A 15,608-nucleotide genomic window follows, 5' to 3' on the forward strand; every position below is an offset into this window, starting at 1 on the left:
GGGGGGGGGTTGTTTTTTTTTTGGGGGGGGGGGGGTCAAAACTTCATTAAAAGAAAGCATGGATTCATAGAGCAGGCTTTATTTTTTATTGATACGATCTACAGCCTATGTGCCCTCGCCCGCAAACTCTAGAGCAATTTATCCAGGATGTAAAAAATGGATTTATAGATAATGGGTTTTGCTGGATTCCTCGAAATTATCGCTAGCGATTACAATGCATTCGCCATGTGGTTGTAACCACAAAAGGGTGATCAACTCCAATGTGAGAGATGACTTTTTAGCCAGTGGTCAAAAAGAACACCCCATAAAAAATGGCGACACCATCCGCCTCCAAATTATTAGAACATACACATTAAGCACACAGGGTGCCTACCCCAAAAGTTATCAATATCATTGCTTATAAAAAACAACACTCCTTTGGAAGGTCAGGCCATAATGCCCCGGACTCTTAAGCGGGAGTGATGATGGCACACCAAAGGGATTTTAGTCCAAATCCAAAACCCTCGTGCTTGCTAATATTAGCCTGCAGCCCACATTGATAAGGTTAAAAAGAGCCAAAATCCTCCTGCACGGGGCAAGTGGCTTTTGGCATGCTGCAAAGCCCCTTAAGCTCCAAGAACCAAGCGTAAACACCAACCCTCTGCATTTTATGTTGCCAACCCACCGATCCACTTCCAATTTTTATATCTACATTGCGGTATTGGTTGGCTAAAAATCAAAATTGCCCTGCTGGCCTTTGTTCATGCTTGCATACACGCTGGCAACATAAGCTTTTCTATCCGCACACTCTAAAGTCAAACTGCAACGCAGACAAGAGCCCACGCCCTTACGCTCTTGGCAAGCCTGCACCTTTTGTTTCAATTCATCTAGTTTTTGCTCGAATGCATCCACTGCTTCAACGCCTCCATTTCCTCTTTTGAACCTAGAAAACACGGGCTTTTGTCGTGCAGACTGTTTAAGGGGGTGTTTAAGATATTTTGCACGCCATCAAAGCTAAGGCCCCCCGCCTTTTCAACAACAAAGGCTAGGGGATAGACCTCAAAGAGCTTGCGCAACTTACCTAGGGGCGCGTCTGTGGTGGCGGGGTAGCAAAAGAGTCCGCCCTCTTTACTTAGCAAGTGGTGTATGTCGGCGACCATGCTCCCGCTGTAGCGCAGGCGGTACCCCTGCTTAAAAAACGACATTAAAAATTCCACATAATCAGGGCTAAAGTGCTGCCAGCTACCCCCTGGGGCAATGTTCTTGCCCTTGTCTTTCAACTCAAAGCATTTCTTGCTATGCCACGCGTGGCTACCTTCATCAAAAACCTCATGCACCACACCCTGTGTGCTTGCCACCACCAACTCTAACTTCGCTCCATAGAGAAGATACGCCCCCATTTTAATGTGGCTTGCCATTCGTTTTTCAGCAAAGCCTAAAGACGGGCGGGCATACACCCCAAAAATGCTCCCCACTAGAAAATTTGCCCCCACCACGCTAGAGCCATCGAGCGGATCAAAGGCGATTAAAAAATCTCCCTGCTCTTTATACTGCGCCTCTTGCCTCTCCTCACTCATCACGCCCCCTATGCTTGGCACTTGCATCAGGGCATCAAAAATGAGTTGATCCACCGCCACATCCACGGCAAGCTGTAGATCCGCTGTGGGGTTTTTATGGGCAGTGTAATGGGTATCGCCCTGCTTGATTGCCTGATACACTTTGGGGGCGAGGGCTTGCAGAGCCTGCACAATCGGGGTTAGCATTTTCTTGTCCTTTAGAATTTCGTGTTATCATTCTAACATGGATTGCGTGGATTTAAACAGCGACATGGGCGAGGGCTTTGGGGTGTACCGCTTGGGCGATGACACCGCCATCATGGAGTTTGTCAGCAGCGTAAATTTGGCTTGTGGCTGGCATGCGAGCGACCCGTTGATCATGCAAGAAATGGTGGGTCTTGCTCAAAAATCAAACCTAGGGCTGGGCGCACACCCGGGTTATCCTGACTTACTAGGCTTTGGGCGGCGCCATTTGAATATCAGTCCTAAAGAAGCTAGGGTTTATACCCTCTATCAAGTGGGCGCACTCTTTGCCTTTGCCAAAGCACAGAAAACCCCCTTGCAACATGTCAAATTGCACGGGAGTTTTTATAACCAAGCCGCCTATGATCTCAAACTCGCTTTGGAGGTGCTTAAGGGGATCAGAGACTTTGACCCCCATTTAATTGTGCTCGCGCCCAGCCTTAGCCCTATGGCAAAGTTGGGGCAGGACATGGGTTTAAAAATCGCTGAAGAAGTCTTTGCCGACAGGCACTACTTAGACGATGGGCGGCTGGTGCCAAGAGACCACCCAAAAGCCTTTGTCAGTGATTTAAACGAAGCCCTAATGCGCGTGGTTTGCATGGCAAAAGAGCGCAAGGTGCAAACCATCAGTGGCAAGAGCATAGACATCGTGGCTGACTCCATTTGCGTACATGGTGACAATCCCCAAGCGGTGTGGCTAGCCATGCAAATCAGAGAAGTTTTGCTAAAAAACGGGGTAGCCATCAAACCTCTAGGAGAGTTCATAAGGGGGACGCATTAGCCACTTACTCGGAGCAGCTTTTTTAATGGCGACCTCAGCGGTGGGCCCGGGCTTTCTTACCCAAAGCGCGCAATTTACCCAGGAGCTCAAAAGTGCTTTTGCCTGCGCGATCCTCATCGCCACCCTAGCCTCTTTGATCGCCCAGCTCAATGTGTGGCGGGTGCTTGCAGTAGCCAATCAAAGGGGGCAAGAGATTGCCAGCACCCTAGTGCCCGGGCTTGGGGCATTTTTGGCTTTCTTAATTTGTCTAGGAGGCTTGGTTTTTAACATTGGCAATGTGGGCGGGGTGGCGTTGGGCTTGCAGGTATTGGTCGGACTGAATTTAAAAAGTGGGGCTGGGCTTGGGGCGTGTTTAGCCATTTTTGTGTTTCTCTTCAAGCGGGCGATGCTTTTCATGGATAAAATGACGCAAATTTTAGGGGTGTTGATGGTGGCACTGATGGTTTTTGTCGCCCTGCATGCCAAAGCCCCCCTGGCGCAAGTCTTGAAAGAGAGCCTACACCCGAGCCACTTTTCTATGGTGGCGGTGTTGACTTTAATCGGGGGCACCGTGGGGGGGTACATCATTTTCTCGGGCGGGCATCGGCTTTTGGATGCTGGGGTTTGTGGTGCTCATCACTTAAAAGAAGTGGATTTGGCCGCCTATTTAGGCATCTTTGTGGCGACTTTAGTAAGGGGGCTGTTGTTCTTGGTGATTTTAGGAGTAGTTGAGAGAGGAGCGGTGCTAAATCCTGTAAACCCTGCTCTTAGTGCCTTTGAGTCCTTTGGAGGGTGGGGACGGGTGGTTTTTGGCGTGGTGTTTTTGGCCGCAAGCTTAACCTCCATTGTGGGCGCAGCCTATACGAGCGTGTCATTTTTACGAAACTTAAGCTGGGTAAGGCGACAGGAGAACACTTGGGTGGTGGGCTTTATCGGCGTGTCGGCTCTCATCTTTTTAGGCATAGGCAAACCCGCCACGCTGCTAATTGCCGCTGGGGCACTCAATGGATTGATTTTACCCCTAACTCTAACCCTCATGCTCATCGCCGCCAAGAGCCCTAAAATTGTGGGGGCTTACAAACACCCCCTCATTTTAAGCGTGCTAGGCTGGGTGGTGGTGGGCTTTAGTGCCTACTGGGGGCTGCTCTCTTTAAAACCGCTCTTTAAACTCTTTGGAGCTTAAGGTGGAATTTAAACCCTGCTCTGAGGATGCTTTGTTGGTAACCTTGGGCGATTTGATTGAACCTAGCCTCAATGCGAGGGTGCGTTTGTTGTGTGAAAAATTAAAGGCGCAAAGGTTGCAAGGGGTGCTAGAGATTGTGCCCGCCTATGCCTCGTTGCTTGTGGTGTATGACCCCCTTCTTTGTTCTTACACCCACTTGGTGGAGCGAGTGCAAGCCTTGAGCCTAGCATTCTCTACAGAGCAGGTGCAGGAAGTCTATTTAGTGGAAGTGCCCGCCTGCTATGAGCTAGGGCTGGATTTACAAAGCGTGGCAGAACAAACGGGTTTAAGCGTGGCGCAGGTGATAGAAAGGCACAGCGGGCGGGATTACTTGGTGTATTGTTTGGGTTTTTTGCCCGGCTTTGTTTATTTGGGTGGGCTAGACCCTGCGCTCAAACTGCCCCGCCTTGCCACGCCTAGATTAGAAGTGGCTGCGGGCTCCATTGGCATTGCCAACGAACAAACGGGCATTTACCCCATCGCTAGCCCGGCCGGCTGGCATATCCTAGCACAAACCCCCATTAGCCTTTACACCCCCACCAAAGAGCCCCCCGTCTCTATTTTTGCCGGCGATTATGTCCGCTACAAGCCCATTAGTCTCAAAGAGTTTCAAAATAGCCCACACACCCTAAAGCGCACCCTTGTGCCAAAGGATAGCCTGCATGCCTAGTGTGCGGGTGTTAAAAGCGGGGCTAAGCACCACTATCCAAGACTTGGGGCGGGTGGGCTATCTTGCACTAGGTATTCCTATAAGCGGGGCGATGGATCCCTTTAGCGCATGTGTGGCAAATTGGTTAGTGGGCAATGCCAAAGAGCAAGCCCTTTTAGAAATGACCTACACGGGCGACACCCTAGAGTTTTTAAAGCCCATGCAAATTGCCCTTACTGGGGCAAATTTAAGCCCTAAGCTTAATGGCACAGAGATTTTTAATTGGGAGTCTTATGCCGTGCAAGCGGGGGATATTCTAGAATTTGGCAGGCTTGTTGGTGGGGCTCGGGCGTATTTAGCTTTGAGTGGAGGGGTGCAAGTGCCCCTAGTGCATGGCAGCAGGGCAACTTACACACGCGCAAAAATTGGGGGCTTTTTGGGGCGCACACTGCAAAAGGGCGATGAGATATTTACACTCCCAAGCCCTCCGCAACAAAAACGCTTGTTACCAAAGAAGCACCGCCCCCTTTATGCCAAAGAAACAAGCCTGCCCGCCCTCTTAGGCACAGAAGCGCATTATTTTAGTCTGCAGAGTGTGCGCCGCTTTTTCCATTCCGCCTACACGATCACACAAAGGGCCGATCGCATGGGCATTTGTTTAGAGGGAATGGCCCTAGAGTGGCGTTTGTTAAAAGAGCTGGTGTCTAACCCCTTGGTTCTAGGCAGCGTGCAAGTGCCAAACAGCGGACAGCCCATTGTACTCATGGCCGATAGGCAAACCTTGGGGGGTTATCCTAAAATCGCTACTCTGCTTAAAGAAAGTGTGATTGCTCTAGCCCAAATGCTGCCCGGGCATCGGGTGCATTTCATCCCCATAAAATTAGAGCAGGCACAAGAGAGATACAAGGCCTTTTATGAAAACCTTGCTAGGGTGCAAGAGCTTTTAAAATAAAGCGGGGTCCATGCTACTAGGGATTTCTAAGCCCATGAGTTTTAACACGCTGGCGGCGACATTGTTCAAACCGCCATTTTTCAGGCGTTTCACCCCATGCCCCATCACAAAACAATAAACCTCGTAGGTGGTGTGGTTGGTGAGTACCTGCTCGCCCTCTTGCATGTGTTCGCAGTTGCCATGGTCGCTGGTGAGCACTAGGGCGTAATCTAACTCCTTGGCCAGTTGCACAATTTGCCCTAGTGCCTTATCCACCGCCGCCACTGCCGCCACTGCCGCTTTAAAATTGCCCGTGTGCCCCACCATGTCTCCATTGGCAAAATTAACGATGATTAAATCTTTGCCCGCTTGCATGTGCGTGCAGACAGCGTTGGCAACTTCAAAGGCACTCATTTCTGGGCATAAATCGTAGGTTTTGACTTTGGGGCTGGGGATTAAAACCCGCTCTTCGTTTTTAAAGGGCTCTTCCACCCCCCCATTGATGAAAAAGCTCACATGGGCGTATTTTTCAGTTTCGGCAATATGCGTTTGACTTAAGCCCGCTTCAGCCACCACTTGGGCTAGGGTGTGGGTAATGCTAGGCTTTTCAAAGAGTACAGGGTATGTAAATTCAGGGTTATAATTTGTCATTGTAGCGATGTAAAGCTCTGGGGGGACTTTAAAACCCTCCAATTTGCTCTGCCCACCTAGGGCTTTGGCAAGCTGGCGCATACGATCGCTTCTAAAGTTGATGCAAACCACCCCCTCGCCATCGAACATGCCCACATAATCCGCAAAGCTGACCGGCTCAATGAACTCGTCATTAATCCCTTGAAAATACATTTCTTTGATATAGCGCTCAGGGGTAAAGTCGGTTTTGTTGGCCGCATGCACGATACAGTTATAGGCTTTGAGTAGCCTCTCATAGCGCTTGTCGCGATCCATGGCAAAGAAACGCCCCGATAGGCTAGCGATGCGGATGTTTTCGCTACAAATGGAAGTGATGTGTTCTAAATAGCCCAATGCGCTTTGGGGCAGAGTGTCGCGCCCATCGGTGATTAAGTGCAACCACACCTTTTTGCCTAGCCTTTCTAAGAGTAATGCCATGCTGGTGAAGTGCTGGATGTGCGCATGCACCCCCCCATCACTCATCAATCCAACAACATGCACCACTTTAGCGTGATCAGTTACGCTCTTTAAGGCGGGGTTGTCCTCAATTTCTCCGGCTGCAAACGCCTTAGAAATACGCACCAAGTCTTGGTAGAGCACCCGCCCCGCCCCTAGGCACATGTGCCCCACTTCAGAGTTGCCCATTTGCTCTTCGGGTAGCCCCACGCTTAAACCATGCGTTTTAAGCAGGCTGTGGGGGACATTTTTAAAGAGCCAATCGTAGGTGGGTTTCTTGGCCACTAAAAAGGCGTTTCCTTCAGGGTTGGGGTTATACCCGATCCCGTCTGTGATGATCAAAAGAGTCTTTTGCATTTAAAACACCGGCGATTCTTGCATGAGGATAATTTTATCCGCCTCTTTGCTGTTTTTGGGTGTTTTGCCTGTGTGGGTGCGGTCCTTTTGGAGGGTGTCTTTATAGGCGTTGTGGTGTTTGGGAGCGGTTTTTGTATTTTTATGGTGGGTGTTTTTATGGGTGTTGTGGTGGCGGGAGGGTTTGTGCGTGCTGTGGTGCTTAGGGGCGGGCAGGGGAGGAGGGGGTGCGATCTCTGGCTTTGGCTCTAGCTCTGGCTTAGCAGCTAAAGTTTTCACGCCCTCCTTGTGTGGGCTGTTGTCGGCTTGTAAGGGCGTAGCCTGGGTTTCATCCACGCTTTTTTCTAAAGCGGGCATCATGCTCTGCAAGGTCTTGATTTTGGCCACAATGTCTTGATAATACTCGTTGGCGATTTGGTCAATGTGTTCGTTTTTTTGCCAACGTAAACCGTTATGGTAGGATTTGATCATGTCTTTTAAATTCCCCTTGTGGGTGCGCTTCCAACCAATGAGGGTGTCTAGGGCGACTCTTGAGGCAAAGTTCTCGTCTTTAATCAATAAGCTGCCATACACACTTTGCATGAAACGGGTATCGCGCTCGTTGTAGCGTTTGAGTACATCGGGGATATAGGCGTGGTAAATACCCGCGCTCGGACCACTAAAATCTACCCGATACATGCCCGCACAAGACTCCTTCCACGCAATGGCCGCCAACTCATAGCCCAAGTTTTCTTTAAAGCCGTAGCGGTAGGCATAGACCAACACGCGCTTTTGAGCGGGGTTGAAGTTGCGTGGTGCCACACACTCAGCTAAACTCGCCTTTTTAACATGGCTTGCGTTTAAAGGGCAATATAAATAAAAAAAAGCCAAAAAACCCCAAGAAAAAGACCGCAAAATCCCAAAAACCGCCCGATGCCTACAATGCATAACAAACCTCTTAAGAGTTTTTAATCACTTTTTGTTATAATTGTAGCGAAAGTAACCCTTGAAACACCATAAAACCCGATTAAACCACAGGAGCTTACTTGAACCAAGCCCTCCTTGTTGAAATCTTGTTAGAAGAGTTGCCCGCAAAGCCCCTCTTGCAAGAGTTACCCAACATGCCAGACAAGTGGCACACCCTTTTAAGCGCACATGGTCTAAGCGCGCCCACAGAGTTTAGCTACACACCCACAAGACTCGTGTTGCACACTAAAGATTTCCCCACCCACACGCCCACAAGCACAACAGAACACTTTGGCCCGCCCTTATCCGTGGGCGTTAGTAACAACGCCTTAAATGCCATCGGGCGCAAGTTTTACGAGAAGTTGGGCTTAGAAGTGCCCAGCACATGGCAGAGCGCGCTTAAGAGCAATAAAGAAGTGCTCTATGTCTGTGTGCAAATAGAGCCCAAACCCACCGCTCCCCTGCTCGATCGTCTCCTCTTAGACTTTTTGCAAGGGCTTAACTTTGGCAAGAGCATGGCATGGGGTGATGTCAAGGCGCGCTTCATCCGCCCCATCCACAATATCTGCGTGCTCTTTGGCGATCACAAGCCCCATCTGCCCCTATGCCAAGAAACCTTTTTATGCACCACCAAACAAGCCACAAAGCTACACTTTTCTATGGGCTTTGGTTGGCACAACACTCCGAGCATTGAAGGCTACTTTGAAACACTTAAAAAAGGCAAGGTACTTTTAGACCCTAAAGCCAGGGAAGCTAAAATCTTAAAAGAAATCCGCGCCCTAGAGCAAGAGCACGGACTTCAGGTACAGGTAGATAGCGAACTCTTGGCCGAAGTGGTGGCGATCACAAGTTACCCCACTGCGCTTTATGGCGCGTTTGCGCCTAAGTTCTTGCGCCTACCCCCTGAGATCACCACAACCTCTATGCAAGAGCACCAACGCTACTTTGCTACCTTTAAAGATGGGGCACTGCACGCCGGCTTTGTCATGGTGAGCAACACCCCGCTAGAGTGCACAACCGACTTTAAAGACATTGTGGCGGGCAATGAAAAGGTGCTTAAAGCCCGTTTGAGCGATGCCATGTTCTTTTATGAAAATGATTTAAAAGCTCCCTTTGTCCCCAATTTAAATGCCCTCGCACAAATCGCCTTCGTGCAGGGCTTGGGCACGCTTGCTGACAAGGTGCAAAGAGAGCAGGCCATCGGGCGGGCTTTGGCACAAAAATACGCCCCCCATTTGCAAGGCGACCTAGAGCAGGCCATTAGCCTCTCTAAATTAGATTTATTAAGCGAAGTCGTCTATGAGTTTCCTGAATTACAAGGCATCATGGGGGCTTATTACGCCAAAGCCAAGGGCTACACCCAAGCCACCAGCACCGCCCTTAAAGAGCAGTATTTGCCCAATAGTGAAAATGCCCCCCTGCCCTCCAGCCTTTTAGGCGCGCTCTTAAGCCTAAGCCATAAACTAGACAGCTTGCTCGCCCTCTTTAGCGTGGGTAAAATCCCCACCGGCTCTAAAGACCCCTTTGCCCTACGCCGCGCGTGCAATGCGCTTTTACGCATTTGTCTGCACTTTAATCTGCCCTTTGATTTGCAAACAGACTTTGAGGCACTCGCACAACATTACAAAAGTTTTGACACCGCCCTTTTAAAAGACTTTGCCCTTGAGCGCTTAAGCCATATTCTAGAAAGCACGCCCAATTACAGCCCCAATATCTATAAAGCCGTGCTTGGGGGCATAGCCCAAAGCAATGGGGTATATGAGCTTTGCCAAATCGCCAAGAAGGTACAGGCCTTGGCGGCGTTTTTAGGAGGCACACAGACGAGGGATTTTGTGGCGGTGTTTAAACGAGTCGCCAACATCATACAAGAGCACACACCCACCTCTCCCACAAACCCTAAGCTCTTCACCCATGAGAGCGAGCACGCCTTATTTAGTGCTTATGCAACCCTACAAGCCACGCCTTTTAACAGCCACCTAGAACAGCTACACGCCCTTTTTGCCCTCAAAGGGCCCCTAGAAGCCTTCTTTGACAATGTTCTTGTCAACGATTCCAATATAGAGATACAGAACAACCGCAAGGGCTTGTTGGTGGCGATTTACCGGGCATTTTTAGGCATGGCCGAAGCCAAAGAACTCTAACGCATGCGCGCTCTTTTATTATTTTTGGGGTTGCTGCTCACAAGTCTTAGTGGGCGCAGTTTTACTTTGGCCGAGTTTTTTAAACGCGTGGAGCACAACTCCATGGAGCTCATCCAAAAGAAGGCCAATTTTATCAGCCTTTTAGAAGACCAAAAAGCCACGAACTCGTGGGATTTCCCCTTCATCTCTAACGAAACCTCTATGGTGCGCAACTACCAAGGCATCTCTGAGCCCCAACCCCGCACGGTTTTAATGATCAAACCAAAGTTGCCGTGGGTGAGCCGCCTTTTAGCCCGTAGCCTCTCCATTAAAAATGTGCAATACCGCAAGAGCTACGAGCTCAGCCGCAATTTGGCCTTTATCGGGGCAAAGCGTTTATATCTTAACTACATCTTAAATATCGAAAAACACAACATTTACGCCAGACGCGAACAAATCTTTCACTCCCAACTTAAAGCCGCTGAAGAAAAAGTTGCCGCAGGGAGCATGTCCAAAAAAGACTACATCAACTTTAAAAACTCTTATTTAGAATCTAAACTTGCCAAAATCAACATGGAAACGCTCATCATTAACCAAGAGCGCACCCTAAACACCATGCTCGCCATCGTAGATCCCATCGGGCAGAACGCGCGCTTTTCTAGCTTTGTGGACGATGAGCACCAGATCAAAATCCCCGAGCTGAAATTTGAGTATGTGCACATGGGCGAGCAGGCCATCAACCGGGTTTTAGAGCACTCACTGTATGTGGAGGTGCTGGACTTAACCGCCAGAGATTACCATGTCAACGCCAATCTTGCCAACCGCGATGTGTTCCATGATTTTGAATTTGGCTTTGGGGCAGAGAGTTATAACTCCTCCACCCACCTGTCTATGGAGTTTTACATCCCCCTGCCCGTAACGCCCAAGAACATCCACCTCAAACGCAAATACCTCGCCCTAGAAAATGGCACCCGTGCGCAGAATGTCGTGATGAAGCGTAACATCCGCATCAACGCCCTCGCCTACCTGGACCAATTGCAGACCAAGGAGCGCTACATCAGAATCCAAATCGATGCGATCGACAACAAGGCAAAGCTCATGGAAATGGGGCGGGTGGCTTACGAAGCGCAAAAGATTGGGCTGTTTGAATACCTGTTTTACCAAAACGCTTACATGGACGCTTTGATCGCCCTAGCCGAGGCACGGATTGAATATGTCAACATCACCGCCCTATTAGAAGAGACGCTAGGACAGACCTTGACTCGTTTAGGGAGCGCGTTTTGAAAGCACTTTTACTCCTCTTGTCGTTATTTTTGCACTTGCAAGCCCAAGCCTACCAAGAGATTGCCCTCACCTCTAAACAAATCGAAGGTTTGGGGCTAAAAGTGGTGTCTTTAGACCAAAAATTCGCAACGCATGGATTGCCCTTTAACGCCTCCATCGACTTTAATAATTTCAACCTCAAACACACGGTGATCCAAAGTTTGAGCTTCAACGCCACAGTGGTGGCGATTTATAAAAACGAGGGCGAATTTGTGCATAAGGGCGATCTCATCTGTGAGATCAGCTCCATTGATTTAAGCAATCTCTACTTTGAGTTGCAAAACAACAAAAATAAATTAAAAGTCGCCCTAGATGTCAGCACCAAGGACCACGAGCTGTATAAACAAGGCGTGATCGCCAAAAGGGAGTACCAAAACAGCTTTTTGATCAGCCAAGAGATGAGCCTTAAAGTACGCCAGCTGGAAACCACCTTCCAAAACTTTGGCATCGACCCTAAAGACCCTTTGGGACTATATGGCTTTCGAATCATCGCCCGCAATAGTGGGATTCTCTCCATCGCCCCCAAAGTCTTGGGCGAAAAGATTTTGCCCTTCACAACCTACATCCGCATCTCAGAAAACAACGACCTCATCGCCCGCATTAAATTGCCCGTGAGCCTCTCACGCTACATCAAACGGGGCTCAAGGGTGTTTGACCAAATGGGCAATGCCATTGGGGCGATCCAAAGCATCTCTGTGGTGCTGGATAAAGACTCTAACACCATTTTAGCCACCGCCCGCATCGAAGCGGGCAATTTCCATGTGGGCGAGACGACCGATGTCTATATTGAGGGGGCAAAGCCCAAAAATTCGCTTTTTATCCCCTCCAGTGCCGTCATTAAAAACGACCAAGATTATTTGATTTTTGTGCGCACCAAAAAGGGCTTCATGCCCACTGCTGTCAAGATCATTGAAGAACGCAACCATGTGTTTGTCATCAGTAGCCAAAACATCAATCCGCACGCCAAGGTCGCCACGGGGGCTCTGGTGAGCTTAAAGGGCATTGTCAATAACTTAGGGGACGAGGGGGACGAGTGATGCTGGCCTCTCTCATTGAGTTTTCCCTAAGACAGCGCATCATTGTCCTCATTTGCGCCTTCTTGCTCTTGCTCTTTGGGCTGTATAGCTTTTTCACCACACCCATAGACGCGTTCCCTGACATGTCGCCCACACAGGTCAAAGTGGTGCTGAAATTGCCCGGCAGCTCCCCCGAAGAAATGGAAAACAATGTCGTCCGCCCCCTAGAGTTAGAACTCTTGGGTTTAAAGGGCGAAAAGTCTTTAAGGAGTACTTCTAAGTATTCTGTGTGCGACATCACCATTGACTTTGCCGATGGCATGGACATTTATTTAGCCCGCAACATGGTCAATGAAAAGCTCTCTTTGGTGTTGCCAAACTTGTCCCCTGATTTAGAGGGGGGGATGGAGCCCATTGTTACGCCCTTGTCAGACATTTTAATGTTCACCATCGATGGCAATTTGGACGACACGGACAAAAGGCAGTTGTTAGACTTTCTCATCAAGCCCATGCTACGCACGATCCCCGGGATCGCCGATGTCAATTCCATCGGGGGATTTAGCCGTGCTTTTGTGGTGGCGCCCGACTTCGACGACATGGCAAGGCTGGGCATTTCTATCAGCGATTTAGAGCACACCCTAGAGGCGAATTTAAGCAACAGCGGGGCGGGGCGGGTGGACCGCGATGGAGAAACTTACTTGGTCAAAATCCAAACCATTGCCCTAACCCCTGAGGAGATTGGCGACATCACCATCTCCACAAAAAAAGGCTTTTTACACATCAGGGACTTTGCTAAAGTCATCGTGTCTTCGCGCACAAGGCTAGGCTTTGTGACAAAAAACGGGATCGACGAAACCACAGAGGGGCTTGTGCTCTCGCTCAAAGGGGCAAACTCCAGCACCATCATTAAAGCTGTGCGTGAGAAACTAGACAATGAGATCAAGCCCTTATTGCCTGCTGGCGTACACACGCACATTTTCTACGACCGCTCGGAATTTACAAAAAAAGCCATCAACACCGTTACAAAAACCTTAATTGAAGCCATCGTTCTCATCATCATCACCTTGTTTTTATTTTTGGGTAATTTTAGGGCAAGCGTGGCGGTGGGCGTGATCTTGCCCTTGAGCCTTAGCGTGGCATTCATCCTCATCAAGCTCAACCACATGACCTTAAACTTAATGAGTTTGGGCGGGCTCATCATCGCCATAGGCATGCTCATCGACTCGGCGGTGGTGGTGGTGGAAAACGCCTTTGAAAAATTAAGCACCCACACCAGCACCACGAAGTTACACGCCATTTACCGCTCGTCTAAAGAGATCGCCGTGTCCGTGGTGAGTGGGGTCATCATCATCATTGTGTTCTTTGTGCCCATCATGTCCTTAGAGGGCATCGAGGGTAAAATGTTTGTGCCTTTGGCAACCAGCATTGTCTTTGCCTTGTTAGGCACTTTAGTTTTAGCCATCACCGTGGTGCCCGTGATCAGCTCTATGGTGCTTAAAGTGCAAGTGCATAAAGAAACCCCGCTCACCCGATTTTTTTATTGGATTTACACCCCCGCCCTGCAATTTGCCCTTAAAAACCCTAAAACCATGCTCATCGGGGCGCTTATTTTTTTAGTATCTAGTCTGTCTCTTTTCCCCTTTGTAGGCAAGACCTTTATGCCAAACTTAGATGAGGGCAGCAGTGTTTTAAGTGTGCACACGGTGCCCTCGATCTCTTTAGATCAATCTAAGGATTTGATCTTACGCATTGAAAAGACCATCAAAGACAAGGTTAAAGAGGTGAAAATGATCGTGGCACGCACGGGCTCAGACGAGCTAGGGCTAGATTTAGACGGGCTCAATCACACCGACATGTTCATCTCCTACCTCCCCAAAGAGCAATGGAGCGTAAAGACCAAGCAAGAGTTGCTAGACAAGATTTTGGCAAGCTTGCAGGATTACAAGGGGATCAACTTCGCTTTCACACAGCCCATTGAAATGCGGGTGTCTGAAATGCTGACCGGCGTTAGAGGGGATTTGGCGATTAAAGTCTTTGGCGACGACATCGAAAAGCTCAATGACTTAAGCGCCCAGATTGTGGAGGTGATTAAAGGCATCAAGGGCTCGGACGAGGTGTTCACCACCCTAAATAAGGGCGTGAATTATCTGTATGTTACCCCCGATAGAGACGCAATGGCAAATGTCGGCATCACCAGCGATGAATTTGCTAAATTCCTTAAATCCGCTTTGGAGGGGATTGTCGTGGAGTACATCCCCACGGGCATTTCACGCACCCCGGTCATCATCCGCCAAAACAAGGACATCGCCTCTAACGCCACTTTGCTAAAAAGCCTAGAGATGACTTCTAATCGGGGCTTTGCCGTGCCCATCACTTCGATCGCCAACATCACGGAGGTTGATGGCCCCGTGGCGATTGTGCGCGAGAACAGCAAGCGGGTGAGCGTGGTGAGAAGCAATGTTGTGGGGCGGGATTTGGGCGGTTTCGTGCAAGAAGCGCGCCAAAAAATTGCTGAGAAGGTGCAACTGCCCCCCAACTACTACATCACCTACGGTGGGCAATTTGAAAACCAAGAAAGGGCCAACAAACGCCTCGCCACGGTGATCCCCTTAAGCATTTTGGTGATTTTCTTTATTCTGTTTTTCACCTTTAAAAGCGTGCCCTTGTCCCTACTCATTTTATTAAATGTACCCTTTGCGATCACGGGCGGGCTCATTGCGCTCTTTGCCAGCCACGAGTACATCTCTGTGCCTGCGAGTGTGGGCTTCATTGCGCTCTTTGGGATTGCGGTCTTAAACGGCGTGGTGATGGTGGGGTATTTTAGAGAACTCTTAAGGCAGGGCAAGAGTGTGGATGAGGTCGTGTTTATGGGGGCAAAACGGCGTTTGCGCCCCGTGTTAATGACCGCTTGCATTGCGGGGCTGGGCTTAATCCCTTTGTTGCTCTCGCATGGCGTGGGTTCAGAGGTGCAAAAACCCCTAGCCATCGTGGTTTTAGGCGGGCTTGCCACTTCCAGCATTTTAACGCTCCTACTCTTGCCCCCGATGTTCATGCTCTTAGCCAAAAAATTAAAAGTGGTGTGATGGTTTTAGTGGAGATTTATGCAGACTTAGCGATTAAGGATATGATCGTCGATCACCTATTCGCCCACGGGCATGAGGATTTTTACTTTGGGGAGTGCTTTGAGTACGCCACTTCCACGCTTTTAAAAAGCGAAAAAGAGCAGGTGAGCGGACGCAAGGACTACGGGCTATTTAAACTCTACTTAGAGGAGGAGAGAGCACAAGTTTTAGCCAAGCAAATCCACGCCCTCAGCAAAGAGGCAACCTTATATTTGATCCCCCTAGGGGCGATCTCTACACCCCTAGCTTAAACATGCTAGAAT

At 49.3% G+C, this 15,608-nt stretch carries 13 protein-coding genes; 9 read left to right on the forward strand and 4 right to left on the reverse strand.

All coding sequences use genetic code 11. From position 1 onward, the window contains the following. Nucleotides 1-708 precede the first annotated feature (708 nt). Nucleotides 709-891 (reverse strand): hypothetical protein, encoded by a 183-nt coding sequence (locus AOG36_RS07720; RefSeq protein ID WP_015107440.1) that lies wholly within the window; start codon nucleotides 889-891, stop codon nucleotides 709-711. Further along, entirely contained in the window at nucleotides 867-1,742 is an 876-nt protein-coding gene (locus AOG36_RS07725; RefSeq protein WP_015107441.1) for a class 1 fructose-bisphosphatase, read from the reverse strand. Before AOG36_RS07725 ends, AOG36_RS07720 begins: the two co-directional genes overlap by 25 nt. Nucleotides 1,743-1,779: 37 nt before the next feature. Here AOG36_RS07725 and AOG36_RS07730 point away from each other — a divergent pair, with 37 nt between their 5' ends. From AOG36_RS07730 to AOG36_RS07745, 4 genes are read left to right on the forward strand one after another with little or no spacing between them, the layout of a single operon-like run. Beyond that, nucleotides 1,780-2,559 (forward strand): LamB/YcsF family protein, encoded by a 780-nt coding sequence (locus tag AOG36_RS07730; RefSeq protein WP_053825801.1) that lies wholly within the window; start codon nucleotides 1,780-1,782, stop codon nucleotides 2,557-2,559. 25 nt (nucleotides 2,560-2,584) lie between these two features. Continuing rightward, nucleotides 2,585-3,721, forward strand: a complete 1,137-nt coding sequence (locus AOG36_RS07735; RefSeq protein WP_053825802.1) for an NRAMP family divalent metal transporter — start codon at nucleotides 2,585-2,587, stop codon at nucleotides 3,719-3,721. 1 nt (nucleotide 3,722) lies between these two features. Next, nucleotides 3,723-4,430, forward strand: coding sequence for a 5-oxoprolinase subunit PxpB (gene pxpB / locus AOG36_RS07740; protein WP_015107444.1), 708 nt, complete (start codon nucleotides 3,723-3,725; stop codon nucleotides 4,428-4,430). Continuing rightward, entirely contained in the window at nucleotides 4,423-5,361 is a 939-nt protein-coding gene (locus AOG36_RS07745; protein ID WP_015107445.1) for a 5-oxoprolinase subunit C family protein, read from the forward strand. The genes pxpB and AOG36_RS07745 overlap by 8 nt, the downstream gene beginning before the upstream one ends. On the opposite strand, the gene gpmI is transcribed toward AOG36_RS07745, so the two are convergent. Next, nucleotides 5,353-6,822 (reverse strand): 2,3-bisphosphoglycerate-independent phosphoglycerate mutase, encoded by a 1,470-nt coding sequence (gpmI, locus tag AOG36_RS07750; RefSeq protein WP_053825803.1) that lies wholly within the window; start codon nucleotides 6,820-6,822, stop codon nucleotides 5,353-5,355. The two genes, AOG36_RS07745 and gpmI, sit on opposite strands and share 9 nt — an antisense overlap. Then, on the reverse strand, nucleotides 6,823-7,689 hold the full coding sequence (locus AOG36_RS08845; RefSeq protein ID WP_197536076.1) for a hypothetical protein: 867 nt from the start codon (nucleotides 7,687-7,689) through the stop codon (nucleotides 6,823-6,825). A 155-nt stretch (nucleotides 7,690-7,844) separates the two neighbouring features. Between AOG36_RS08845 and glyS the strand changes: the two genes are divergently transcribed. From glyS to AOG36_RS07780, 5 genes are read left to right on the forward strand one after another with little or no spacing between them, the layout of a single operon-like run. After that, complete coding sequence (glyS, locus tag AOG36_RS07760; protein ID WP_015107453.1) at nucleotides 7,845-9,905, forward strand: glycine--tRNA ligase subunit beta; 2,061 nt, start codon at nucleotides 7,845-7,847, stop codon at nucleotides 9,903-9,905. A gap of 3 nt (nucleotides 9,906-9,908) precedes the next feature. Then, complete coding sequence (locus tag AOG36_RS07765; protein ID WP_015107454.1) at nucleotides 9,909-11,168, forward strand: TolC family protein; 1,260 nt, start codon at nucleotides 9,909-9,911, stop codon at nucleotides 11,166-11,168. Continuing rightward, nucleotides 11,165-12,244 (forward strand): efflux RND transporter periplasmic adaptor subunit, encoded by a 1,080-nt coding sequence (locus AOG36_RS07770; protein ID WP_015107455.1) that lies wholly within the window; start codon nucleotides 11,165-11,167, stop codon nucleotides 12,242-12,244. The genes AOG36_RS07765 and AOG36_RS07770 overlap by 4 nt, the downstream gene beginning before the upstream one ends. After that, nucleotides 12,244-15,306, forward strand: a complete 3,063-nt coding sequence (locus tag AOG36_RS07775; protein WP_015107456.1) for an efflux RND transporter permease subunit — start codon at nucleotides 12,244-12,246, stop codon at nucleotides 15,304-15,306. Before AOG36_RS07770 ends, AOG36_RS07775 begins: the two co-directional genes overlap by 1 nt. Further along, the gene (locus AOG36_RS07780) at nucleotides 15,306-15,596 is read left to right on the forward strand and encodes a DUF3240 family protein (RefSeq protein WP_015107457.1); all 291 of its coding nucleotides are present in this window, start codon (nucleotides 15,306-15,308) and stop codon (nucleotides 15,594-15,596) included. The genes AOG36_RS07775 and AOG36_RS07780 overlap by 1 nt, the downstream gene beginning before the upstream one ends. The last annotated feature ends 12 nt before the right edge of the window (nucleotides 15,597-15,608 follow it).

The sequence above is a fragment of the Helicobacter heilmannii genome (assembly GCF_001283065.1).
In the GTDB taxonomy this organism is placed as follows: Bacteria; Campylobacterota; Campylobacteria; order Campylobacterales; family Helicobacteraceae; genus Helicobacter; species Helicobacter heilmannii.

Coding starts and splice junctions, on each gene's coding strand:
- AOG36_RS07725 (WP_015107441.1), bottom strand. CDS start 1,742: ATGCTAACCCCGATTGTGCAGGCTCTGCAAGCCCTCGCCCCCAAAGTG.
- AOG36_RS07730 (WP_053825801.1), top strand. CDS start 1,780: ATGGATTGCGTGGATTTAAACAGCGACATGGGCGAGGGCTTTGGGGTG.
- AOG36_RS07735 (WP_053825802.1), top strand. CDS start 2,585: ATGGCGACCTCAGCGGTGGGCCCGGGCTTTCTTACCCAAAGCGCGCAA.
- AOG36_RS07745 (WP_015107445.1), top strand. CDS start 4,423: ATGCCTAGTGTGCGGGTGTTAAAAGCGGGGCTAAGCACCACTATCCAA.
- gpmI (WP_053825803.1), bottom strand. CDS start 6,822: ATGCAAAAGACTCTTTTGATCATCACAGACGGGATCGGGTATAACCCC.
- AOG36_RS07765 (WP_015107454.1), top strand. CDS start 9,909: ATGCGCGCTCTTTTATTATTTTTGGGGTTGCTGCTCACAAGTCTTAGT.
- AOG36_RS07775 (WP_015107456.1), top strand. CDS start 12,244: ATGCTGGCCTCTCTCATTGAGTTTTCCCTAAGACAGCGCATCATTGTC.
- AOG36_RS07780 (WP_015107457.1), top strand. CDS start 15,306: ATGGTTTTAGTGGAGATTTATGCAGACTTAGCGATTAAGGATATGATC.